Raw genomic sequence first — 24175 nt, 5'->3', positions numbered from 1 at the left:
TCACTTTAACAAAAACTGCTAAAAACTGCAAATATTAACGGTTTTTTACAGGATTTTTTGGCAAAATATTTTACAATGAGTGTAAAATTTTTTAAAAATTTGGTTGTCAAAAATGTCAAACAACGAACAAAAATTAACCATTACGAGCTACAACATTCACAAAGGTATGTCGCCTTTTAACCGTCAAGTTATCATTGAACCGATTGCTAAAGCCTTGAAAAATCTCAATTCCGACATTTATTGCCTACAAGAAGTTCAAGGGCAAAATCTCAAACGTACGGTAAAATTTGCCGAATTTCCACAGCAATCGCAGTCCGAATGGTTTGGCGAATATTTGGCGGTGTCGCACGAATACGGCAAAAATTGTGAATATCCACACGGACATCATGGCAATGCGGTGCTAAGCCGTTTTCCGCTTGACCCCAAGCACAATGTCAATATTACGGTGAACCGATTGGAAAAAAGGGGCGTTTTACATTGTGAAATTTTGCCGAGTGATTGGCACACGCCTGTTACTGTGTTAAACGCCCATTTAAACTTGTTAGAAAAAGATAGAACCAAACAATATCAAGCGATTAGCGGCTATGTAAACGAGCAGATTAACCCAACTATGCCGTTGATTTTGGCAGGGGATTTTAACGATTGGCAACAAGTTTCTTGTGATAAATTGGCAAAAAATTTGGGATTTACCGAAGCATTTCGTGCTTGTCATGACAGACTTTTGCCGACTTTTCCTGCAAGATTGCCTGTGTTAAGTTTGGATAGAATTTATGTAAAAAATTTGACGGTAAAAAATGCGTGGGTAAACAATAGCCCAATTTTTCGGCAATTATCTGACCATTTACCCATTTCTGCAGAACTTATATTGACTTGATTTTATTAAAACAAAATTAACTTTAAATTAACTTAACCAAGCCAATTTTAACGAAAATGCAATGACAAAAGGTGAAATAATCACCGCAAAAATACTGCCTGCCAATAATAACGCCAAAATCGGCAAGCCGTTCATGCCTGTGGCAAACAAATCCACCGCACCTGTGGCAAAAATCAACACAGGCAACTGCATGGGTAACGCAATTAAAGGCACAAGCACCGCACCATTTTTTAACGACAAGGTCAAACTACTAGCAATCGCTGACAAACACAACAAAATCGGACTGCCAACCATGATAGACACACTTAAAATCGCCGTTTCGTTCACTGTCAAACCAAATAATGGCATTGCCAAAAATGCTAAAATCGCCACCATACCCGCACTGGTTAGCCAATGCACTACCAACCGCACCCATACCCATAACGGCAAAGACGCACGAGAAACCACCAGTTGAGCCAATGTGCCATTATCCAATGCAGGGCGAAACATATTTTCCATACCCATCAACAATGACAATAAACCTGCAATCCATACCGCTGGCACACCCAACTGGTGTAACAACTTTGCTTCAGTCCCTATCGCCAACGGAAACAAAGTGATTATCATCAAAAATAACACCAACGGATACAGCCATTGCACCTTATTTTGTTGGCGAATTTGCCATTCACGTCGCCACAAAGTTGAAAAATCCACCGTCATTAACTCATTTTCTTTACGCATGATTTTCACAATTATACCATAAATTCGGTCAAATTTAGCTGTCTATTTGCCACAGAAACAGGCTGATGACTGGTTAATAACACTGTACCGCCTTGATTGACAAAATCTTGCATGATTTTTTCAATTTTATCAATGGTTTGCACGTCCAAAGCCGTCAAAGGCTCATCTAACAGCCAAAACGAGAAATCATTGACATACTTTAATCCAAACCACAACCGAGCCAAACCAACACGCCGAATTTGTCCTGCGGACAATTGATAACAAAAAATATCTTCATAACCTGACAAACCGACCCAATTTAACGCATCAGCCAACTCATTATCTGTGGGTTTAATGCCATAAAGCCCCAGTAAAAATTTTAAATTTTGTTCAACAGTCAATTGTAAATGAATACCCACTTGGTGTGAAATGTACAATGGCTGAACAGGTAACTGCTCAACACCTTGCCAAAAAACTTGACCAGTTAAAATAGGAATTAATCCTGCCAATTGCATGATAAATGTGGTCTTTCCCATACCATTTTCACCAATCAAATGACAAATATCACCTTGTGATAAGGACAAATCCACTGCTTGACATAAAGGAAAATCGCCACGTTCAACGGTGATATTTTCACATTTTAACATAATATATTTATCCAATTTGGCTATTCCATCACTCTGACTTTAGTTTCAATAAACGCAATTTCATCATCGCTTAACCCATATTTGGCATAAAGCTGTTTATCAATCTCAGCAATGGATTGGGACCAATCAATATCGGAATTTTCGGTAAAGTCTTGTAGGGGGACTTTTGCCCATTTTTCTTTGGTATTATCCTGAGTGATTTTAAGTACGCCCAACATTGTCCGTACGAATTTACTTTTGACATATTTTAAGCAATTTTCCGCTTCCAAACGATTGTCAAAACAACCAATAGCTACAAAGGTTTCGGTATACCCGATTAGGGGTTCCCCGATTAGGGGTTCCCCGATTAGGGGTGTGCTTAGAACTTCACCAATTGCCCCAGAACCGTTGGCTTTGGGTAAAATGACCTTAAAAGCCCCCAAATTTTCAGGCTCGCTTAGATAAGCTCTATAAAGCCATTTGAAGCATCTTTCATTTTCAAATCTTCCTAAAATTTGAATATATTCCAACCCATCATTGGGTTTTTCATCGGTAAATAAATGTGGTAATTTCACAAACGCATTGGAAGCAATTCGTCTATCTGAAATTTGTTCCATATCTTTTGGATAATCTCTATAAATTTTATCCGAATAACGATATTGTCCACGATTGGTAACAATTTCATCTAATGTATTTTTCGTTAATTTGCCAACTTTTTGAGAAATGGTATTCAATTCATTGAATGTTGTAAATGTACCAATCGCCCCAAACTCCTGATGTATATCACGACATAAAATCGCAATACCACCTTTAATATCAGTATTGGCAAAAACATTTTCGGATTTTTGTTCAAAATAAACCACTTTGATATGCTTATCATTAAGCATTTTTTCATTCCAATTTTTATCCGTACTTCCCGCATTAAATAAAAATCTTGCAGGTGAAATTAAACAATATTTATCTGAACATTGCTCTGCTAATTGATAAAAATGATGATAAACAGGTGTGTCTTTTGTACTTTCGCCTTTAGCACCTTCTTGATAAGGCGGATTGCCCACCACAACATCAAATTTCATTGTTTTCCCAAAAATTTTAGTTAATTTTTCATTAAAATCCAATTCGCCTTTGGCATATGGTGTGGTATCCAAATGCACAATATGGCTATGGTCAAACTCACCAGCCTTATCCAATCCCAAAATAAAGTTTTTGGCAATGTGATAAATGATTTCGCTGGGGGCAAAACCATAGATTTGATTGGCAAAAATGTGTTTGAGCCTTGCTTTATCATCAGGAATATGATTTTTTAAACCTTGATACAAGCGTTTGACAATCTCGGTAATATACAACCCTGATTTCATATACAAATCGGCAAATGTAATATTAGGATTGCTAAAAATATCAGGATTTTCGCTTTCAAATTTGTCCATCATCATTTTTACCACCCATTTTGGTGTAAAAATCTGATTGGTTTTTTGTGGAGGAATATAATCAAAAATGTCTTCGCTTTGATTTTCATCAAAATAGTTGGCTAATGCTTGGCGTTTATTCAAAAACTCTTGCACAGAAGTATCAAACACCTGTTCATCAAAAAGTTGATGTTTGTCTCGCAAAATGCGAAATTGGTCAAGCGTAATGCCTGTTACTTCTTTAAATACTTGATTATCAATATGCGTATCAAAATTTGCCAAAGTGGTGTGTTCATTACCATATGCCATCAAAAAAGACGGAATGGTACGGCTAAACCCTCGTAAATGCCCACGAATGTCATCTTCCACTTTATCTTGCTTATTTTGCTCGGCTTTTTGCAAAATAGTAGCGGTGGATTGCTCGGTAAATTGTGCCGCTTGGGTGCTGACGGTTTGGCTTAGTTTTTCTTGCAAATTTTGATGAATGAGTTGTGTTTTTCGCTCATACTCATTTTGGATTTGCTGTTTTTCATCATCGGTTTTGGCAATTTTAAGTTGTTTTTCAAACTCATTTTTGGCGGTGTTTTGCTCAATTTTGCTTTGCTCTTGAAGTTTTTGCACTTCATGGGCGATGATTTTGCTTTGTTCCTTCACCACTTTTGCGGCAAATTTTTCACTTACGCCTATTTCTTTTGCCAAATCTTTAAAGGTACTTTGCGTATTTTGTGTTAAGACATCGGTTAATTGAGTTGCCAAATTTTGATTATCTAAATTTGCTGTATGAATAATATCGTGCGTGGCGGTTTTAATATCACCATACACTTTTTCGCCAAAACGAGCGTTATTGGTATTTACCACGATTTCATTATCAACCAACGCCTTGCCATTTTCATCTAATTGAACGCCTTTTGTATCAATCGGGGAGTGGGTTTTGTTGGGTGTGATTTTGCCTTCCTCAACAGGATTGAGTTGTTCCAAAATTTGACGAATTTCTTCATTGTTTGCCCCAAAAATCCGCCCCACATTTTGAAATAACAAATTGCTCAAAAAGCCTTTTTTGACCACCTCATTGGCTTTAATCATTTTGGGAATGGTTAAAACTTGATTGACATCAAGCTCTACCATTTTGCCTTCACTGTCTTCGGCAATCACAGGAAAAAAGTTCAATAATTCACGAATATTGTCTTCACGATTGCTACTTGTACCGCCACCGCCTTGCGTGTTTTTGGACAAATTATTGGCAAATTCATCATAAATAATCAGCGTGCGTTCAGGTGCAAAATCAAAGACATAGGCATTTTTCTTTTGATAAACTTGCCCATTTTGTTCATATTGCCACGCATTTTGCACCCGAAAAGCTGTTTGCATATACAAAGCAGGCGATTTGACATTAGACAATATCAAAACGGCTGTCCATTCAGGCACAGTAATACCTGTCGTTAATTGCCCAACCGATAGCGTAATGGTTTTATCGTGATTTTGAATGGCTTGTTTAACACGGTCTAATGCCTTACCTGTTAATTCATTGTCATTATTGACATTACCCACCGCTTGAATGATTTTGTAATGTTCAAATACTGGGTGTTTTTCTAATAATTTGGCTAAGGCTTTTGCACTATCAATTCTATCTAATAACCAAAATGAATGTTTAATTTCATCTCTTAATTCTTTGGTAGAAAATGGATATTTTTCATTTTGACTTAATGTATTAAGCCATTTTTCCACTTCTTTTTTGCGGATAAAATGCCCTTTATCATCGGTGGCAAAAAACTCATTTAAATCAAACGCAAAATCCCTATTTTCGCCATCAATATCCGCCCCTTGACCGACTTTATCGCTTATCATTTGGCTCATTTGATAGCTGAACAAATTTAAAGTTGGCAAAGTGGCATAAGGATTATGCCCTTCGCCTTGCCATTGTAATTTGGCTTTTTGTTCATCGGCATAAGTCCAGTTGTAGATTTCATCTTGGGCAAACTGTCCACCTGCCAATGCTTTAAAGGGTGTTCCCGACAAATGCAAGGTAAAATCACGATTGATTTGTTCAAATGCCAAATCTGTTTTAAAGGTATCCACCCCTTCGTGGGCTTCATCAATCACGAGTAAATCCCATTTTAATGATTTAACCCATTCTAATTTATGAAATTTTCCCCCAAAACAAATTGCCCCTTTTAAATCTTGCAGCGAAATAAAGGCAATCATTTGTTTTTTGCCATTGGGTTTACTTATTTGGTCAAGAAATTCATCACGAGTTAAAACAGGGCGTTCTTTTAGGGTATCCGCCGTTGAAACAAACGCAAAATCGCTTTGCCATGCAATGAATTTTTCAAAATCATCAAACCAAGAATGGGCAATAGCTGGGCGATTGGTAACAATCAAAACCGCTTTGGCATTTAACTTTCTGATTAAATCATAAGTGGTTAAAGTTTTGCCAAATCGGGGTTTGGCATTCCACAAAAATTCGCCATTTGGATTATTTTGAAAATATGCCAAAGTTTGATTAACGGCTTCCGATTGTTCCTGCCGTAATTGATATTCTAATTGTTTGCTTGCTTGATTAAAATTTTGGGCAATAAAATCATTAAAATCCACCAAACTTTGCTTGGGTGTACCATTATAAAAAAACCATTCGGTATTGTGCTTGTTTTCTATCTGTTTGTGTTTTCTTAAATAATGATGCAATTGGTGGTCGCTAAAAATGCGATTATCGGCAAATCGTGCTATTTTGTACCACAGTAAGTCATACGCCAAATCTACCGTACCCACCTGCTCTTTAATGCGTATATTGATATCTTCGCGTTCGGTGTAGCCGATTTTTATCCAGCCTTCTTTGCTTTTGACATCTGGCAAAATGTAAGCATAAATTTGTGGATAAATGGGTTTACTGGTATTGATTTTGGTTTTATCGATTTGATGATTCACGATGTTATCTCCATAAAATTAACCAATTTTCCTGTTTGCCAATCTTTGATTTTGACAAGAATACCTGCTGATTTAATCACTGTTTTTATTTCCTTATCATTAAATAAATCGGCTGGCTGAATAATGATTTTTTCAATTTGTGATAAAGGAATGGTGCAAGTCAATCCGTCCATTTGAAAAATGTTATAACTGATGATTTGGGCGATTTGTTGTAATAACTCAAATTTTGGCTGACATCGCCATTTATCAAAATAAAAATCGCAATAGGTCAATAATAGATTTTCTCGTGCCAATAATAAAGAATCACCATTCCATTCAAATCCATAGCTTGCTTGATAGGCTTTTTTAGCCCAATATTGCCATTGTTTTGGATTATCAATTTCTTGATTGATTCGCCTTAATTTTCTATCCAAAAATCCTGCTCGCTCATTCAATTCAATCAATTCACCTGTTGCCATTTCATAGCGATTGGCAAGATAAGGGGCTTCACCACAAGTGATTTCAAGCCAAGTTCTCCCAATATAGGTTTTTAAATCATCATCTTTAAAATTTTCGTCCAAAGCATCGTTTTGTTTTTTGACAATCCAACTGGGGGTAAAAACCTCTGCCTTAGATTTGGTGCGTTCTTTTTGTTGTGCTTTGGATTTTAAAGCTCTGGGAATAATTAAATTCCCCTGATTGCCTGTAATCAAATCAGGGGTGATGGGGCAAGTTTCTCCATACTTTTTACCAAGCCCAATATAATTGTCATTTGCCCAAATAATATTCTTTTTCTTTTTACTGTAAAAAGAAGTGGTTCGGTCTTTTAACAAAATTTCTAAAATTTCTGGCAAAAATTGATATAAAGAATTTTCGGAAATATTGGCAACGCTAAAATCAATATCAAACATTGGATTATCTAATAACAAGGGTCTTTCACCAAGGGATAACAAACTTATTTGAGAGATGTTAAGCATAATATCTATTAGTAAAAAATGGATTATATTCTAACATAATAAAATGTGATAATCTATTGAAAAAGCCCCCACCTTTTGGGTGGGGGCTTAGGATATAAGGAGCTGACGATGACCTACTTTCACATGGAGAACCACACTATCATTGGCGTATTGTTGTTTCACTTCTGAGTTCGGGAAGGGATCAGGTGGGACCAACAAGCTATAATCGTCAGCAAAAGGGGATAGAGGAATGGTCTGATATACTTATATCATATAAGATATTAAGTAAAGCAAATAAAATTGAACTAAATCAAGGTGATATAAAATCAGAATAACTAACAACACACTTAAGCGTTGTATAGTCAAGCCAAACGAGCAATTAGTATTGGTTAGCTACACATGTCACCATGCTTCCACACCCAACCTATCAACGTCGTAGTCTACAACGGCTCTTTAGGGAAATCTAATCTTAAGGTGGGCTTCCCGCTTAGATGCTTTCAGCGGTTATCCCATCCGAACATAGCTACTCGGCAATGCGACTGGCGTCACAACCGAAACACCAGAGGTTCGTCCACTCTGGTCCTCTCGTACTAGGAGCAGATCCTCTCAAATTTCCAACGCCCACGGTAGATAGGGACCGAACTGTCTCACGACGTTCTAAACCCAGCTCGCGTACCTCTTTAAATGGCGAACAGCCATACCCTTGGGACCTGCTTCAGCCCCAGGATGAGATGAGCCGACATCGAGGTGCCAAACACCGCCGTCGATATGAACTCTTGGGCGGTATCAGCCTGTTATCCCCAGAGTACCTTTTATCCGTTGAGCGATGGCCCTTCCATACAGAACCACCGGATCACTAAGACCTACTTTCGTACCTGCTCGACTTGTGGGTCTCGCAGTTAAGCGCGCTTTTGCCTTTATACTCTTCGAACGATTTCCGACCGTTCTGAGCGCACCTTCGTACTCCTCCGTTACTCTTTAGGAGGAGACCGCCCCAGTCAAACTACCCACCATACATTGTCCTTGAATTTGTTAATTCTAAGTTAGAACCCCAACATAACCAGGGTGGTATTTCAAGGTTGGCTCCACAAATACTGGCGTATCTGCTTCAAAGCCTCCCACCTATCCTACACAAGTTAGGTCAAAGTTCAATGTAAAGCTGTAGTAAAGGTTCACGGGGTCTTTCCGTCTAGTCGCGGGTACACAGCATCTTCACTGCGATTTCGATTTCACTGAGTCTCTGCTGGAGACAGCGCCGCCATCATTATGCCATTCGTGCAGGTCGGAACTTACCCGACAAGGAATTTCGCTACCTTAGGACCGTTATAGTTACCGCCGTTTACTGGGGCTTCGATCAAGAGCTTCGCTTACGCTAACCCCATCAATTAACCTTCCAGCACCGGGCAGGCATCACACCCTATACGTCCACTTTCGTGTTTGCAGAGTGCTGTGTTTTTAATAAACAGTTGCAGCAGCCTGGTATCTGCGACTGCCAATAGCTTTGTAGTGCATGACTACTCACCATCGGCGCTGTACCTTCTCCCGAAGTTACGGTACCATTTTGCCTAGTTCCTTCAGCAGAGTTCTCTCAAGCGCCTTAGTATTCTCTACCTGACCACCTGTGTCGGTTTCGGGTACGATTTCTTTATGACTATCGCTTAGAAGCTTTTCCTGGAAGCAGGGTATTTGCCACTTCGCTGTACATGTACAGCTTGCTATCAGATCTCATTACTAATCGAGCGGATTTGCCTACTCAATCTAACTACATCCTTCCACCTGGACAACCATCGCCAGGCTGGCATAACCTTCTCCGTCCCTCCATCGCATCATAAACAAGTATTGGAATATTAACCAATTTCCCATCGACTACGCCTTTCGGCCTCGCCTTAGGGGTCGACTCACCCAGCCCCGATTAACGTTGGACTGGAACCCTTGGTCTTCCGGCGAACGGGCTTTTCACCCGTTTTGTCGTTACTCACGTCAGCATTCGCTCTTGTGATACCTCCAGCATACCTTACAATACACCTTCATCGGCTTACACAATGCTCCCCTACCACTTAATTGAAACAATTAAATCCGCAGCTTCGGCTCCTAGTTTGAGCCCCGTTACATCTTCCGCGCAGGCCGACTCGACTAGTGAGCTATTACGCTTTCTTTAAAGGGTGGCTGCTTCTAAGCCAACCTCCTAGCTGTCTGTGCCTTCCCACATCGTTTCCCACTTAACTAGGAATTTGGGTCCTTAGCTGGCGGTCTGGGTTGTTTCCCTCTTGACAACGGACGTTAGCACCCGCTGTCTGTCTCCCGGATATTACTCATCGGTATTCGGAGTTTGCATCGGTTTGGTAAGTCGGGATGACCCCTAGCCGAAACAGTGCTCTACCCCCAATGGTATTCGTCCGAGGCGCTACCTAAATAGCTTTCGGGGAGAACCAGCTATCACCGAGTTTGATTAGCCTTTCACCCCTATCCACAAGTCATCCCCTGGCTTTTCAACGACAGTGGGTTCGGTCCTCCGGTAACTGTTACGTCACTTTCAACCTGCTCATGGATAGATCACTCGGTTTCGGGTCTATACCCTGCAACTAGACGCCCTATTAAGACTCGGTTTCCCTACGGCTCCCCTATTCGGTTAACCTTGCTACAGAATATAAGTCGCTGACCCATTATACAAAAGGTACGCCGTCACGGAACAAGTCCGCTCCGACTGCTTGTATGCACACGGTTTCAGGTTCTATTTCACTCCCCTCACAGGGGTTCTTTTCGCCTTTCCCTCACGGTACTGGTTCACTATCGGTCAGTCAGGAGTATTTAGCCTTGGAGGATGGTCCCCCCATCTTCAGACAGGATTTCTCGTGTCCCGCCCTACTTAATATGCTTCTTATAACCTTTTAAATACGGGACTATCACCCTCTACGGTCAAGCTTCCCAGCTCGTTCTTCTAAGTTATAATCAGTCGGCTCCTCCCCGTTCGCTCGCCGCTACTTGGGGAATATCGGTTGATTTCTTTTCCTCGGGGTACTGAGATGTTTCACTTCTCCCGGTTCGCTTCGTATTATATACGATGACTATCTTATGATAGTCGGGTTTCCCCATTCAGATATCGCCGGATCACAGGATATTGCCACCTCCCCGACGCTTTTCGCAGGCTGTCACGTCTTTCTTCGCCTCTGACTGCCAAGGCATCCACCATGTGCACTTCATTACTTGACTATACAACCTTAAGTATGCTTAAAGCCATATAGGTAATTATTCGTAACGATTTTATACCTAAGTTTACGCTTGATTCAGTTCTCTTTACTTTTAAGTAATCACTTTTATCTAACCAGTTTGGGACTGATTAGCTGATTACTAAGGTTAACTATTTGTTGGAACTAATAGTTAACCCAGACTCATTTCTCTATGTTGTTATTGATTTATCATTCCTTCGTCAGGTAATGATTTATTTTCTGATAAAACAGATTGAAGTGGTCTTTATTATTAAAATCACTTTGTCTGCTTTATGTGGTGGAGTTAAGGAGAGTCGAACTCCTGACCTCCTGCGTGCAAGGCAGGCGCTCTACCAACTGAGCTATAACCCCATATGGTGGGTCTAATAAGACTTGAACTTATGACCCCTGCCTTATCAAGGCAGTGCTCTAACCAACTGAGCTATAGACCCCTTTAGTGTAAAACACATTCACAACTTGTTGTAGATTCTCATACTCGCTTTCGTTAAGGAGGTGATCCAGCCGCAGGTTCCCCTACGGCTACCTTGTTACGACTTCACCCCAGTCATCGACCACACCGTGGTAATCGCCCTCCTAAGTTAGGCTAACTACTTCTGGTGCAATAGACTCCCATGGTGTGACGGGCGGTGTGTACAAGGCCCGGGAACGTATTCACCGCGGCTTTCTGATCCGCGATTACTAGCGATTCCGACTTCATGGAGTCGAGTTGCAGACTCCAATCCGGACTACGATTGGCTTTTTGAGATTGGCATCACATCGCTGTGTAGCTACCCTCTGTACCAACCATTGTAGCACGTGTGTAGCCCTGGTCGTAAGGGCCATGATGACTTGACGTCGTCCCCGCCTTCCTCCAGTTTGTCACTGGCAGTATCCTTAAAGTTCCCGGCTTTACCCGCTGGCAAGTAAGGAAAAGGGTTGCGCTCGTTGCGGGACTTAACCCAACATCTCACGACACGAGCTGACGACAGCCATGCAGCACCTGTATGTGAATTCCCGAAGGCACTCCCACATCTCTGTAGGATTCTCACTATGTCAAGACCAGGTAAGGTTCTTCGCGTTGCATCGAATTAAACCACATGCTCCACCGCTTGTGCGGGCCCCCGTCAATTCATTTGAGTTTTAACCTTGCGGCCGTACTCCCCAGGCGGTCTACTTATCGCGTTAACTGCGCCACTAAAGTCTCATGGACCCCAACGGCTAGTAGACATCGTTTACGGCGTGGACTACCAGGGTATCTAATCCTGTTTGCTACCCACGCTTTCGAACCTCAGTGTCAGTATTATGCCAGGGTCCGCCTTCGCCATCGGTATTCCTCCAGATCTCTACGCATTTCACCGCTACACCTGGAATTCTACACCCCTCTCACATACTCTAGCTAACCAGTATCACATGCAGTTCCTAGGTTAAGCCCAGGGATTTCACATGTGACTTAATTAGCCACCTACGCTCGCTTTACGCCCAGTAATTCCGATTAACGCTCGCACCCTCTGTATTACCGCGGCTGCTGGCACAGAGTTAGCCGGTGCTTATTCTGTAGGTAACGTCATTCCTAATAGGTGTTAATTATTAGGTCTTCCTCCCTACTTAAAGTGCTTTACAACCAAAAGGCCTTCTTCACACACGCGGCATGGCTGGATCAGGGTTCCCCCCATTGTCCAATATTCCCCACTGTCGCCTCCCGTAGGAGTCTGGGACGTGTCTCAGTCCCAGTGTGGCTGATCATCCTCTCAGACCAGCTATGGATCGTCGCCATGGTGAGCCTTTACCTCACCATCTAGCTAATCCATTTTAGGCTCATCTCATAACGACAGCTTATGCCATCTTTCACCCATGGGTCGTATGCGGTATTAATTTGGGTTTCCCCAAGCTATCCCCCATTATGAGGCAGATTCCTAAATGTTACTCACCCGTTCGCCACTAATCCCCCTAGCAAGCTAGGGTTCATCGTTCGACTTGCATGTGTTAAGCCTGCCGCCAGCGTTCAATCTGAGCCATGATCAAACTCTTCAGTTCAATCTTCTCGCTCATTTATTATTACTAGCTCAAATTCATCTTCCGAAGTTCTTCTTACTCGTAATTTATAAATAAACTTATTTCTATAGTGCTTCGCTATTCCTGCTTAATAGATAAACTATTGCTAGCTTATCTACTAAAAAAGACTTTAACTTCTCTATCCATTTATTTCTTCACAAGTATGAAAACCTACACAAGTTGTCTTTGTGTTTCTTGTCTTTTATTGAGTTTTTTGTTCCTTTCATCGTCTGAATAGGAAAGATACATATTTTATCATGTTATTTTATGTTGTCAATATGTATTTTTTACTTTTTTTCAAAAGTTTTGACTTTCTCACTCTGTTAAAGCTTTGTTTTCGCCTTTAGTTAGCTCGTCCGTCTGTGGGTGCGTATTTTATAGTTTTTAGCTGGGGGTGTCAATAGTTTTTTGGGTTATTTTCAAATATTTTTATGATTTTTGTATAAGTTTTTGTTTTTAAAAGAGTTTTATTTTTATGTTTTATAGTTTGTCAATGATGGTGAGTTGGTATTCGTGTTGCCCAAGTTTGCCATAATTACCTTTTGGACTCAATTCCGCCAAAAATTCGGTTTGGAAATCTAGGACTTGGTTGTCATTTGTCATTGTGATGTTGGCCTGTTTGGCAAGTGTGTCAGTGATTGACATGGGGTCGTTGATACTGTAGGTGGCAGATTGGTTGGTAAAGCTGATGTGGTTGCCAACTTTTTGGATTCGCCCTTTGTATGGTTTTGCCATGATGGTGGCAGTTTGGGTATTTTGTCGGCGTTGTTGGGCTTGTTTTTGTAGGTATTTGTAAGTACCAAAAACACCTACACCTGTTGCGGTAGTAAGGGTTGCGGTGGTAATAAGACTTACTTTGGCAAGTTTATATAATAGTGAGTGTTGTTTTTTTTCGTGTGTCATGTGTTGTCCTTTTAGCTTTTAATCTGTTTAAAAGGTTTATCATAACGCAACTGTTTGATTTTGGCTTTAGCTTTTACGTTAATTTTTATTAACCATTTTTAACAGCATTTAGCTTTGTGTAGAAAAGCGGTAACCTGTGCCTCGCACGGTTTGGACATAGTCTTGAAATCCATATGGTTCTAAGATTTTACGAAGTCTGCGAATGTGTACGTCAATGGTGCGGTCTTCTACATAGACGTTGCCACCCCAAACGTGGTCTAATAACTGTGAACGGGTGTAAGCTCGCTCGGTGTGGGTCATAAAAAAGGCAAGTAAGCGGTATTCGGTAGGTCCGATGTCAATAAATGTGTCGCCTGCTCGGACACGTTGGGCGACTGGGTCCAGGATTAAACCATTGATATTAATCAATTTTTCTGATGTTAAAGCATTGCTTCTACGTAAAACCGCTTTGATACGTGAAATCAGTTCTCTGGTAGAAAAGGGTTTAGTAATATAGTCATCTGCACCAGCGTCTAAGCCTTGAATTTTATTGTCTTCTTCGCCTTTTGCTGTTAGCATGATGATGGGAATTTCGTTCAAGGTGTCATCTTTTTTTAGTCTGCGACAAAAGTCAATGCCTGATACGCCATTTGGCAACATCCAATCTAACAAAATTAAACTGGGTCGGTTGTCCACAACCAAATGATGGGCTTGGGAAACATCGCCTGCTTCTAGGCAGTGAAATCCTGCCAAATCCAATGCAGTAACAATCATATCCCGAATGGCGACTTCATCTTCAACGACTAAAATGGTTTCCATAACTTTTTCAACTTTTTTATTTGGGTTAAATTGGCAAATATTTTTGTGTTTTTTACAGCAATTTATTGCAGTTTAATCCAATTTGTATGACAAAATGATGACAAATGTCAATTTTTATTGCTAAAATTATGGGGCGACTTTTTGATTCACCGATTTTTCTTGGGAATCGGTCGCTTTTGGTGCATTGGGTGAGGCAGGTTCGCTGTCAATGACTTCGGCATCTTCGCTGATATGTTCCATCGCTGAGTTATCTATGTTGTTATCGCCGCCTTCTACTGCGACAGCTACGCTTGCGTTCGGTTCATTTTCGGTTACGGTTTCGGCGGTTTCGCCACCTAAATCGGCAGTGGCATTGCTGTCATTGATGACGACTGGCGCGTTTTTGTCGTCAGCAGGGGCAGCAGACATTGGTATGGCTTGGGCTTCTGCGACAGAGGCGGTATTGGCTTGGGTGTTTTCGGTGGGTTCTGATTTGCTACAAGCCGTTAGCCCAAGTACGGTCATTATGAATAGACTGGTGATAAGTTTTGTTTTCATTTTTTTATCCTTTTATCAATGTTAAGCAATTTTACCATGACATTGTTTGTATTTTAAACCAGAACCACAAGGACACATGGCGTTGCGACTTAAATTTAGGTTTGCGTATGGGTTTTCTTCGGTGGTGTCCGTTGGGTTGGCAACGCTTTCTACCGCTGTTGGCAATACCGTTCCCATGTTAAATTGATAGTTTGCTCGACCTTGTGGACGGGCTTGGCGTGGGCGACTTTCGGCTTCGCCTGTTAAACCATTGATTTCTTGGTGTTCAAAGTTTAACTGCTTAAGGCGTGCTTGCTCACGTTGTTGTTCTTCCAACATGGCGATTTCTTCAGGCGTTGGAATGTGCATGATGGATAAATCTTGCACCGTTTCGGATTTTATCGCCCCAAGCATACTTTGAAATAGGTTAAACGATTCAGATTTGTACTCTTGTTCTGGATTTTTTTGAGCATAACTGCGTAAGTGAATACCTTTACGCAATTGGTCCATTTGGTTCAGATGTTCTTTCCAGTGTTTATCAAGGTTTTGGAGCATAAAGTGGCGTTCTAATCGCCCTGCGTCATCGCCCATTTGTTCACGGCGATGGCGATAATTTAAAATGGCGGCATGGATAATTTTTTCACGTAAGCCTTCTTCATCAAGCCTACGGTCATCGTCCAACCAGTCATTGATTGGCATGGCAATGCGAAACTCATCTTCTAGTTCGTCTTCTAGTCCGTCCACGTCCCATTGGTCGTCAATTGAGCCTTTTGGAATAAATTGGTCAATCACCGCATTATAAACATCGTTGTGCATTTGTTCAATGGTTGTTTGTAAATTTGTCGCTTCTAACAATTCATCACGCTGACGATAAATCACTTTACGTTGTTCGTTGGCAACGTCATCATATTTTAGCAAGGTTTTACGTGCATCAAAATTTCGGCTTTCTACTTTACTTTGGGCGTTTTCAATAGAGCGAGAAACCATTTTATGCTCAATCGCTTCATCTTCTTTTAAGCCCATTGCACGCATCATATTAACAACACGGTCGCCTGCAAAAATACGCATCAAGTCATCTTCTAATGACAAGAAAAAGCGAGATTCACCGGGGTCGCCTTGTCGTCCTGCACGTCCACGAAGCTGATTATCAATACGGCGTGATTCGTGGCGTTCTGAACCGATAATATGTAGCCCGCCTGCCTCTAAGACTTGTTTGTTACGCACTTGCCATTCGGCTTTTGCCTGTTCACGCATTGCGTCCGTTACATTGTCGTATTTGGCAAGCTCTGCCTGCCAGTTACCGCCCAAAATAATATCCGTACCACGACCTGCCATGTTAGTAGCAATCGTGACTGCGTCAGGGCTACCTGCTTGGGCGATGATGTCGGCTTCACGTTCGTGTTGTTTGGCGTTCAGCACGTTGTGGGCGATACCTTCGTGTTTCATCAATTCGGACAACACTTCGCTGGCTTCAATGGTCGCAGTCCCAACCAAAATTGGGGCGTGTTTTTCTTTGATACGTTTGATTTCTTTGATAATGCCGTGGTATTTGCCCATTTTTGTTAAAAAAATCTGATCGTTCAAATCCACACGTTGAATCGGCTTATGCGTTGGAATGACCACCACGTCCATGTCATAGGTTTGTTTAAACTCAGCAGCTTCAGTATCGGCTGTCCCTGTCATGCCTGATAATTTGTCATACAAACGAAAATAATTTTGGAAAGTCGTGGTCGCAAGCGTTTGGTTTTCGGCTTGGATTTCTACGCCTTCTTTGGCTTCTACCGCTTGGTGCAAGCCTTCCGACCAACGTCTGCCCGGCATGGCTCGCCCTGTGTTTTCATCGATGATAACCACTTCGCCATCTTGGACAATGTAGTTAATATCTTTGACAAACAAATGATGGGCTTTTAATGCCGATTGCACATGGGCTAACAATGGCAAACGTGCTGGGCTGTACAGACTTTCTTTTTCGCCCATTTGTCCTTTTTCTACCAAGAATTTTTCAATTTTTTCGTAACCTTTTTCGCTGATTTCAATTTGGCGATTTTTTTCATCAATCCAAAAATCATGTTCCAAATTATCACGATTGCCCTCTTCGGTTTTTGACGCTTTTAAACGCTCCACAATGGTGTCAATCAAAGCATAGGTTTCAGCAGAATCTTCAGCTTGTCCAGAAATAATCAGCGGTGTACGAGCCTCATCAATCAAAATTGAGTCAATTTCGTCAATGATACAGTAGTTAAGCGGACGTTGTTTTTTCTCGTCCATGCTAAATACCATGTTATCACGCAAATAGTCAAAACCGTATTCGTTATTTGTGCCGTAAGTGATATCCGCTTGATACGCCCCAAATTTTTCCATCGGATTTTGCTGTGAATAAATCACACCAACGGTCAAACCCAAAAATTCAAACAACGGACGGTTTAACTCCGCATCACGCATTGCCAAATAATCATTGACGGTTACAACGTGAACGCCCTTGCCACTCAACGCATTTAAGTAAATGGCAAGCGTTCCCATCAAGGTTTTACCCTCACCTGTACGCATCTCGGCAATTTTGCCTTCGTGCAAGGTAATACCGCCAATCAACTGCACATCGTAATGTCGCATACCTAGTACACGCAAAGACGCTTCACGGCAGACGGCAAAAGCTTCGGCAAGCATATCATCAAGGCTTGTACCATTTTCAAACTTTTGTTTAAACTCGCTGGTTTTTTGTTTTAATTGTTCATCACTTAACGCTTGGATACTGGGTTCTAACGCATTGATTTTATCAACCAATTTACGCATACGTTTGAGTTCACGGTCGTTTTTTGTGCCGACAACTTTGCCGATTACTTTGCCTAACATAACGAATTAAATCCTACAATCATATTAAATTTTGCTATTATATATGGGTTTAGCTTTTTTAGATACAAGTTTTGTATGCGGATTTTTTTCAACAAAAAAAATTTTGCAAAAAAGTAAGAAATCTGTAAAATGCACGCTTTTAAATCATTTTAGCAAAAATTACTGTCAAATCAACAACAAACAAAGTTTTACCATGTCAAATTTAGCCCTTATCAAAAATTTACCCAAAGCCGAACTACACGTTCACATTGAAGGTACGTTTGAACCAGAACTGATGTTCGCCATTGCCAAACGCAACCAAATCGCTATTCCCTACTCGTCTGTGGAAGAAGTCAAAAACGCCTACAATTTTCACAATTTGCAATCGTTTTTGGATATTTATTATGCAGGGGCGAATGTACTGATTCACGAACAGGATTTTTATGATTTGGCGTGGGCGTATTTTGAAAAATGTGCGACAGACAATGTCGTGCATACCGAGATTTTCTTTGACCCACAGACGCACACCGAGCGTGGCATGGATTTTGCGACTTGTTTTAACGGTTTATACCGAGCTTGCCAAGATGCCAAACAAAAGTTAAATATTTCATCGCATTTGATTATGTGTTTTTTACGTCATTTAAGTGAAGAAAGTGCGTTTAACACGTTGGAACAAGCCTTGCCATTTAAAGATAAAATCATTGGTGTTGGACTTGATTCTAGCGAAGTTGGCAATCCGCCATCAAAATTTGAACGAGTGTTTGCCAGAGCACGAGAATTGGGCTTTTTGACCGTCGCTCATGCAGGCGAAGAAGGCGACCCTGACTATGTTTGGCAAGCGTTGAACTTGTTAAAAGTAAACCGCATTGACCACGGTGTCCGCTCGGAAGAAGACGACAAACTGATGCAACGCTTAATTGCTGAACAAATGCCTTTAACAGTCTGTCCGTTAAGCAATCTTAAATTATGTGTTGTGAAAAACTTAACCGACCATAATATCAAACGTATGCTCAATCAAGGCGTGTGCGTTACGGTAAATTCGGACGACCCTGCGTATTTTGGCGGTTATATGAATGATAATTTTATCGCCATTGATACAGCGTTAAACTTGACATCTGATGAGTTAAAACAATTGGCGATTAACAGTTTTAATGCATCTTTTATCAGCGATGATGAAAAACAGTATTGGATAAGCAAAATCAAGGCGTATTAAGGATAAAAAATGAACTACAACCTTAACGACCACACCCCCATGATGCAGCAGTATCTGACGCTAAAAAAGGACTATCCGAATGCGTTGGTACTGTATCGTATGGGCGATTTTTACGAATTGTTTTTTGACGATGCCAAACTTGCCAATCAGATTTTGGGGATTACCTTAACCAAACGTGGCAACGACAAGCAAGGCAACGCCATTCCTATGGCGGGTGTGCCGTTTCATTCTGCGGATAGCTACATTGCTCGCTTGATTAGTGCTGGGCAAACTGTGGTGATTTGTGAACAAGTTAGCGATGAAAATGAAGAAAATCAAGCACAAAATTCAACCGTTTATTATGACAATTTAGACAACACTACTGATGAAAAAACCGCTAAAAAATCGGTAAAAAAATCTAAAACTAATCCCCCAAAAATCATGCAACGCAAAGTCGTTCGCACTTTGACCGCAGGGACTTTGACCGATGACAGTTTAATTCATCAAGGGCAAATTCCCAACGTCATTGCATTAAGTTTTGCCAAAAGTCAAATGTCAGTCGGTGTTGCCGAATTAAACTTGGCACATGGCACGATTAGATGTAGTCAAATTAATTGCAATTCTTTAGAAAATTTAAAATTAGAATTAACCAATTTGTTAATCCGTTTTGACCCTAGCGAAATTTTGATTGACGAACAATTAAGTGATACTTGGCTACATTGCTTGCAAGATAGCCTGTCGCAAGACGTGCCGATTGTCGCTCAAGCTCACAGTTTGTTTTTGTTTGACAATGCGAACGAACATTTGTGCCAACATTTACAAGTTGCGACCTTGTCAGGCTTTGGGCTTGATGACAAACCGCTTGCGACCGCCTGTTGCTCGGTGGTGCTACATTATGGCAAGCAAACGCAACAATCAACACTTGCTCACATTCGCCATATTAGCCTAGAAAATGGCGATGATTTTTTACAATTAGACAGTATCAGCCAACAAAATTTGGAAATTTTTAAGCCTGTTTTGACATCTGGCATTTCACTGTTATCCGTCATTGACCATTGCCAAACGCCTATGGGCAAGCGAGCGTTGGCACATCATCTGCACCGTCCATTGTTAAATACGCATTTAATCAATCGCAGGCTAGATGCGGTGGAAAGTTTAAAAAATTTGCCGAACGCTCAATTTGACACGCTGTGTGAAATTTTGCACCAAATTGGCGATATTGAACGCATTGGCGGACGTATTGGACTAAATTCGGCAAAACCAACTGACTTGGTAAAACTTGCCGAAAGTATAGATAAATGTTTACAATTAAATCAGTTTTTACACACGATTTTTACGTTTGATTTTGCCACAACAATCAATGAAAATACGCCACTTTTAACCATGCTTGCCAAACAACTGCCGAGTTTGGATAAAGACGATATTTTTTGTGATATTTATCAACAACTTAATCAAGCCATCGTTGCCGAGCCACCAAGCCATATCCGTGATGGCGGTATGATACAGCGTGGGTTTCATGCCGAGCTTGACCAATTGCGAGAATTGCACGACAACATAGAGCAAACCCTTGAAAACCTTGCCAATGAAGAACGCACAACCCACAATTTGCCGATGTTAAAAGTCGGATTTAATAAGGTAAGCGGTTTTTATTTTGAGTTAAGCAGTTTGCAATCCAAAAACGCCCCACCCCATTTTAGTCGCCGTCAAACGCTAAAAAATGCGGAACGCTACATTACGCCAAAACTTAAAGACGTGGAAGAAGCGTATCTACTTGCACAAGGTCAAGCAATTGCGTTGGAAAAACAGCTTTACCAAGGTTTATTAGATAATTTACAAAAACAATTAAGTAATTTACAACAATTAGCAAAATCTGTTGCCTATTTAGATATTTTGGCAAACTGGGTCAGTATCACTCGCCTATTGCCAAATAGCCAGTGGTGTCGTCCGACTTTTGGCAAACATTTTGAACACGATTTATCAAATAATTTTGACAAAAACAAAGCCTATATTGACATCAAAAACGGTCGGCATATTGTCGTAGAACTAGGCAATCTTAAGAAAAATAAAACCGTTAAAAATCAAATAAATAAAGAAAATTTTATCGCCAATGATTGCCAATTAGCAACGCAAAATCAACCTGAAAAACTCATGCTTATCACTGGCCCAAACATGGGCGGAAAGTCCACCTATATGCGACAAACTGCCTTGATTTTGCTGATGGCACATTGTGGCGGATTTGTCCCTGCCGAAATGGCGGATTTTGGGCGAATTGAGCGGATTTTTACTCGCATTGGCTCGGCGGACGACTTGGCAAGCGGTAAATCCACCTTTATGGTTGAGATGATTGAAACCGCCAACATCATGAACCAAGCCCACGCCAACTCGCTTGTGCTGATGGACGAAGTCGGACGTGGCACAAGTACCCAGGACGGCTTGGCAATTGCTCATGCGTGCGTAACTTTTTTGGCGGAAAAAATCGGCTGTTTGACCCTATTTGCCACCCATTATTTTGAATTGACCGAACTTGCCGATAATCACGAACAAATGTTTAATCAGCATTTGGTAACGCAAGAAATTGACGGTAAGTTGTTGTTATTACACAAAATTGCCAAAGGTAGCACGCACCGCAGTTTTGGACTTCATGTCGCAAAAATGGCAGGCGTGCCTGATGAAATTTTGCAAAATGCTCAAAAATTTTTGGCAAATTTAAGCAAAGAATCGGCTGACAATGCGATTTTACACAAACCGTTAAAATCAGTTCAACATCATGATAACGTTAATTTGGATTTATTTGACAGTTTATCGGAAAATTTGGTAAAAAGTCCACACACCATGTATCAAAACAATTGCCAAAATGATAGAATTTTGCAAAATAACCCTAATTATCAACCGCTTATCCAAAAAATTCAAGACACTCAAGTGGACGATTTGACCCCAAGGCAAGCGTTAGAATTAATTTATTCCTTAAAAGAATTGTTAAATGCGTGATAAAGGTTTAAAATATAACGTTAAATTTTTTGTTTTTTTAAATGTAAATTGATAAAAGGTAGCCATCGCCATGACCTTTGTTGTAACTGATAACTGTGTACGTTGTAAATATACTGACTGCGTAGAAGTATGCCCTGTGGACTGCTTTTACGAAGGCCCAAACTTTTTGGTCATTCACCCAGATGAGTGTATTGATTGTGCATTGTGTGAGCCTGAATGCCCTGCCAATGCGATTTTTAGCGAAGATGAAGTGCCAAAAGGTCAAGAAATTTACATTGAGCTAAATGCTGAGCTTGCCGACAAATAGCCAAACATCACAGCCATGCACGACCCACTACCAGACCATAAAGAATGGGACGGTGTGCCAAATAAATTGCAATATTTAGAAAAGTAATTTGCAATTTAAAATAAAAAATACCACTTTGATAGCGGTATTTTTTATTATTGTGCATTATTATTGGTATTGGGCGGTTTTTTGTAATTGACTGACATCAAAGCCTTGATTTTTGGCGGTATTTACCAATTGCTGATAAGTCGCTTCACTCATGGTTGGCGTGCGTGACAGTAACCGCAGATATTTTTGATTTGGTGTGCCGACCAACGCATATTGATAATCATTATCTAATTCCAACACCCAATAATCCGCTTTGGTAAAAGGCAACCACCGTTTTTGTCAAATTTATCATATCATGAACAAAAAACCCAATCATGAATATTGGGTTTTTGTTATTTGGTGTTTTAAATTTTTTGGTGTTTTAAATGATTTGACAATTTTTATCAAACATTCAAATAATCTAAAATACCTTTTGCCGCTTGGCGACCTTCCCAAATCGCAGTTACGACAAGGTCAGAACCACGCACCATATCACCGCCCGCAAAGATTTTTGGATTTTTGGTTTGGAATGCAAATTGTTGATGCTCTGGGGCAATCACACGTCCGCTATTGTCAAGCTCAATACCTTGTGTGGCGAACCAATCAGCAGGGCTAGGACGGAAACCAAATGCCATAATCACCGCATCAGCAGGTAGAATTTCTTCTGAATTTGGTACAGGTTCTGGGTTTCTGCGTCCACGATTGTCAGGTTGTCCAAGTTGCGTGGTAATCACTTTTACGCCTGTTACTTTACCGTTTAAGCCCATAATTTCAACAGGCTGGCGGTTAAATAAGAAATTTACACCTTCTTCACGGGCATTTTTGACTTCACGGCGAGAACCTGGCATATTGTCTTCATCACGGCGATAGGCACACGTTACGCTTGTTGCCCCTTGACGGATACTGGTGCGGTTACAGTCCATTGCGGTATCGCCACCGCCTAGCACCACGACATTTTTGCCTTCTACGTCAATGTATTCGCTTGGGTCTTTTTCCCAACCTTGACAACGATTTACATTGGCAATCAAAAAGTCCAACGCATCGTAAACGCCTTGCAAATGTTCGCCTGTGTAACCGCCACGCATATAGGTATAAGTTCCCATGCCTATAAATACAGCATCGTATTCTTTCAAAATTTCTTCAATTTGAATATCTTTGCCGATTTCGGTATTTAAACGAAACTCTACGCCCATGCCTTCAAGTACTTCACGGCGGCGAGCCATGACGTTTTTTTCCATTTTAAATTCTGGAATACCAAAGGTTAAAAGCCCACCAATTTCAGGACGTTTGTCAAAAACAATCGGTTTTACGCCATTTCTTGCCAAAATATCCGCACAGCCAAGCCCTGCTGGCCCTGCACCGATAATTGCAACTTTTTTATCCGTCCAAACAACATTGGACGTATTTGGTCGCCAACCCAATGCAAAGGCGGTATCTGTGATGTATTTTTCTACATTACCGATTGTTACCGCACCAAAGCCGTCATTTAGGGTACACGCCCCTTCACACAAACGGTCTTGTGGGCAGACACGACCGCAAACTTCTGGCAAGGTGTTAGTTTGGTGGCATAATTCCACCGCTTGCATGATTTGCCCTTCGGTGGCGAGTTTTAGCCAGTTTGGGATATAGTTATGCACAGGGCATTTCCATTCGCAGTAAGGATTGCCACATTCTAGGCAACGGTGTGCTTGTTGGGTAACTTCTTCGCTTTGAAATGGGTAATAAATTTCTACAAAGTCGTGTTTGCGTGTTTCAATGTCTTTTTTGGTAGGGTCGGTGCGTTCTACGTCAAGAAATTGAAAGTCGTTGTGTAAACGTTTTGCCATAATATTTTCCTAAGTGAGTGGCGTTTTTAA

The 24175-nt window shown here is 40.9% G+C and carries 12 protein-coding genes, 2 tRNA genes, 3 rRNA genes and 2 pseudogenes; 4 read left to right on the top strand and 15 right to left on the bottom strand.

From position 1 onward, the window contains the following. Nucleotides 1–112: 112 nt before the first annotated feature. Complete coding sequence (locus ACGTJS_RS05995; RefSeq protein WP_315042952.1) at nucleotides 113–874, top strand: endonuclease/exonuclease/phosphatase family protein; 762 nt, start codon at nucleotides 113–115, stop codon at nucleotides 872–874. Nucleotides 875–901: 27 nt separating this feature from the next. On the opposite strand, the gene ACGTJS_RS05990 is transcribed toward ACGTJS_RS05995, so the two are convergent. The 13 genes from ACGTJS_RS05990 to secA form a co-directional block, all read right to left on the bottom strand. Then, on the bottom strand, nucleotides 902–1594 hold the full coding sequence (locus ACGTJS_RS05990) for a heme exporter protein CcmB (protein ID WP_315042950.1): 693 nt from the start codon (nucleotides 1592–1594) through the stop codon (nucleotides 902–904). Between the two features lie 11 nt (nucleotides 1595–1605). Further along, complete coding sequence (gene ccmA / locus ACGTJS_RS05985) at nucleotides 1606–2220, bottom strand: heme ABC exporter ATP-binding protein CcmA (protein WP_315042948.1); 615 nt, start codon at nucleotides 2218–2220, stop codon at nucleotides 1606–1608. A gap of 20 nt (nucleotides 2221–2240) precedes the next feature. After that, the gene (locus tag ACGTJS_RS05980) at nucleotides 2241–6527 is read right to left on the bottom strand and encodes an Eco57I restriction-modification methylase domain-containing protein (RefSeq protein WP_410473118.1); all 4287 of its coding nucleotides are present in this window, start codon (nucleotides 6525–6527) and stop codon (nucleotides 2241–2243) included. Continuing rightward, nucleotides 6524–7417, bottom strand: coding sequence for a restriction endonuclease (locus ACGTJS_RS05975; RefSeq protein WP_315042944.1), 894 nt, complete (start codon nucleotides 7415–7417; stop codon nucleotides 6524–6526). The genes ACGTJS_RS05980 and ACGTJS_RS05975 overlap by 4 nt, the downstream gene beginning before the upstream one ends. A 166-nt stretch (nucleotides 7418–7583) precedes the next feature. Next, nucleotides 7584–7696, bottom strand: a 5S ribosomal RNA gene (gene rrf, locus ACGTJS_RS05970). 124 nt (nucleotides 7697–7820) lie between these two features. After that, nucleotides 7821–10672 (bottom strand): 23S ribosomal RNA (locus ACGTJS_RS05965). Nucleotides 10673–10964: 292 nt separating this feature from the next. Then, a tRNA-Ala gene (locus ACGTJS_RS05960) sits at nucleotides 10965–11040 on the bottom strand. A 3-nt stretch (nucleotides 11041–11043) separates the two neighbouring features. Next, nucleotides 11044–11120 (bottom strand) — tRNA-Ile (locus ACGTJS_RS05955). A gap of 54 nt (nucleotides 11121–11174) precedes the next feature. Further along, nucleotides 11175–12702 (bottom strand): 16S ribosomal RNA (locus ACGTJS_RS05950). The 16S, 23S and 5S rRNA genes sit together here with 2 tRNA genes alongside, the layout of an rRNA operon. A 498-nt stretch (nucleotides 12703–13200) precedes the next feature. Further along, on the bottom strand, nucleotides 13201–13623 hold the full coding sequence (locus ACGTJS_RS05945) for a hypothetical protein (protein WP_410473117.1): 423 nt from the start codon (nucleotides 13621–13623) through the stop codon (nucleotides 13201–13203). Nucleotides 13624–13731: 108 nt separating this feature from the next. After that, nucleotides 13732–14421 (bottom strand): phosphate regulon transcriptional regulator PhoB, encoded by a 690-nt coding sequence (gene phoB / locus ACGTJS_RS05940; RefSeq protein ID WP_315042251.1) that lies wholly within the window; start codon nucleotides 14419–14421, stop codon nucleotides 13732–13734. A 126-nt stretch (nucleotides 14422–14547) separates the two neighbouring features. Then, nucleotides 14548–14958, bottom strand: a complete 411-nt coding sequence (locus ACGTJS_RS05935; RefSeq protein WP_315042248.1) for a hypothetical protein — start codon at nucleotides 14956–14958, stop codon at nucleotides 14548–14550. A gap of 21 nt (nucleotides 14959–14979) precedes the next feature. Continuing rightward, nucleotides 14980–17787 (bottom strand): preprotein translocase subunit SecA, encoded by a 2808-nt coding sequence (secA, locus tag ACGTJS_RS05930; protein ID WP_315042245.1) that lies wholly within the window; start codon nucleotides 17785–17787, stop codon nucleotides 14980–14982. A gap of 193 nt (nucleotides 17788–17980) precedes the next feature. Between secA and ACGTJS_RS05925 the strand changes: the two genes are divergently transcribed. The 3 genes and pseudogenes from ACGTJS_RS05925 (at nucleotide 17981) to fdxA (ending at nucleotide 22340) form a co-directional block, all read left to right on the top strand. Beyond that, nucleotides 17981–18979 carry an adenosine deaminase gene (locus tag ACGTJS_RS05925; RefSeq protein WP_315042241.1) on the top strand — a complete coding sequence of 333 codons (999 nt, stop codon included), beginning with the start codon at nucleotides 17981–17983 and terminating at the stop codon, nucleotides 18977–18979. A 9-nt stretch (nucleotides 18980–18988) separates the two neighbouring features. Next, nucleotides 18989–21946: a DNA mismatch repair protein MutS gene (mutS, locus tag ACGTJS_RS05920; RefSeq protein ID WP_410473116.1), complete on the top strand. Its 2958-nt coding sequence runs from the start codon at nucleotides 18989–18991 to the stop codon at nucleotides 21944–21946. Nucleotides 21947–22016: 70 nt separating this feature from the next. Then, nucleotides 22017–22340 (top strand): annotated as a pseudogene (fdxA, locus tag ACGTJS_RS05915) (ferredoxin FdxA). A gap of 60 nt (nucleotides 22341–22400) precedes the next feature. On the opposite strand, the pseudogene ACGTJS_RS05910 reads toward fdxA, so the two are convergent. Together ACGTJS_RS05910 and ACGTJS_RS05905 are read right to left on the bottom strand one after the other, a co-directional pair. Continuing rightward, a pseudogene (locus ACGTJS_RS05910) lies at nucleotides 22401–22613 on the bottom strand (lipocalin family protein); the annotation flags it as partial. A 110-nt stretch (nucleotides 22614–22723) separates the two neighbouring features. Further along, nucleotides 22724–24145: an FAD-dependent oxidoreductase gene (locus ACGTJS_RS05905; protein WP_410473115.1), complete on the bottom strand. Its 1422-nt coding sequence runs from the start codon at nucleotides 24143–24145 to the stop codon at nucleotides 22724–22726. Nucleotides 24146–24175 lie beyond the last annotated feature (30 nt).

The organism is Faucicola mancuniensis (assembly GCF_046523945.1).
Taxonomy (GTDB): domain Bacteria; phylum Pseudomonadota; class Gammaproteobacteria; order Pseudomonadales; family Moraxellaceae; genus Faucicola; species Faucicola mancuniensis.
The sequence above is the reverse complement of the archived record's forward strand: the minus strand, read 5'-3'. Positions and strand labels throughout refer to the sequence as shown.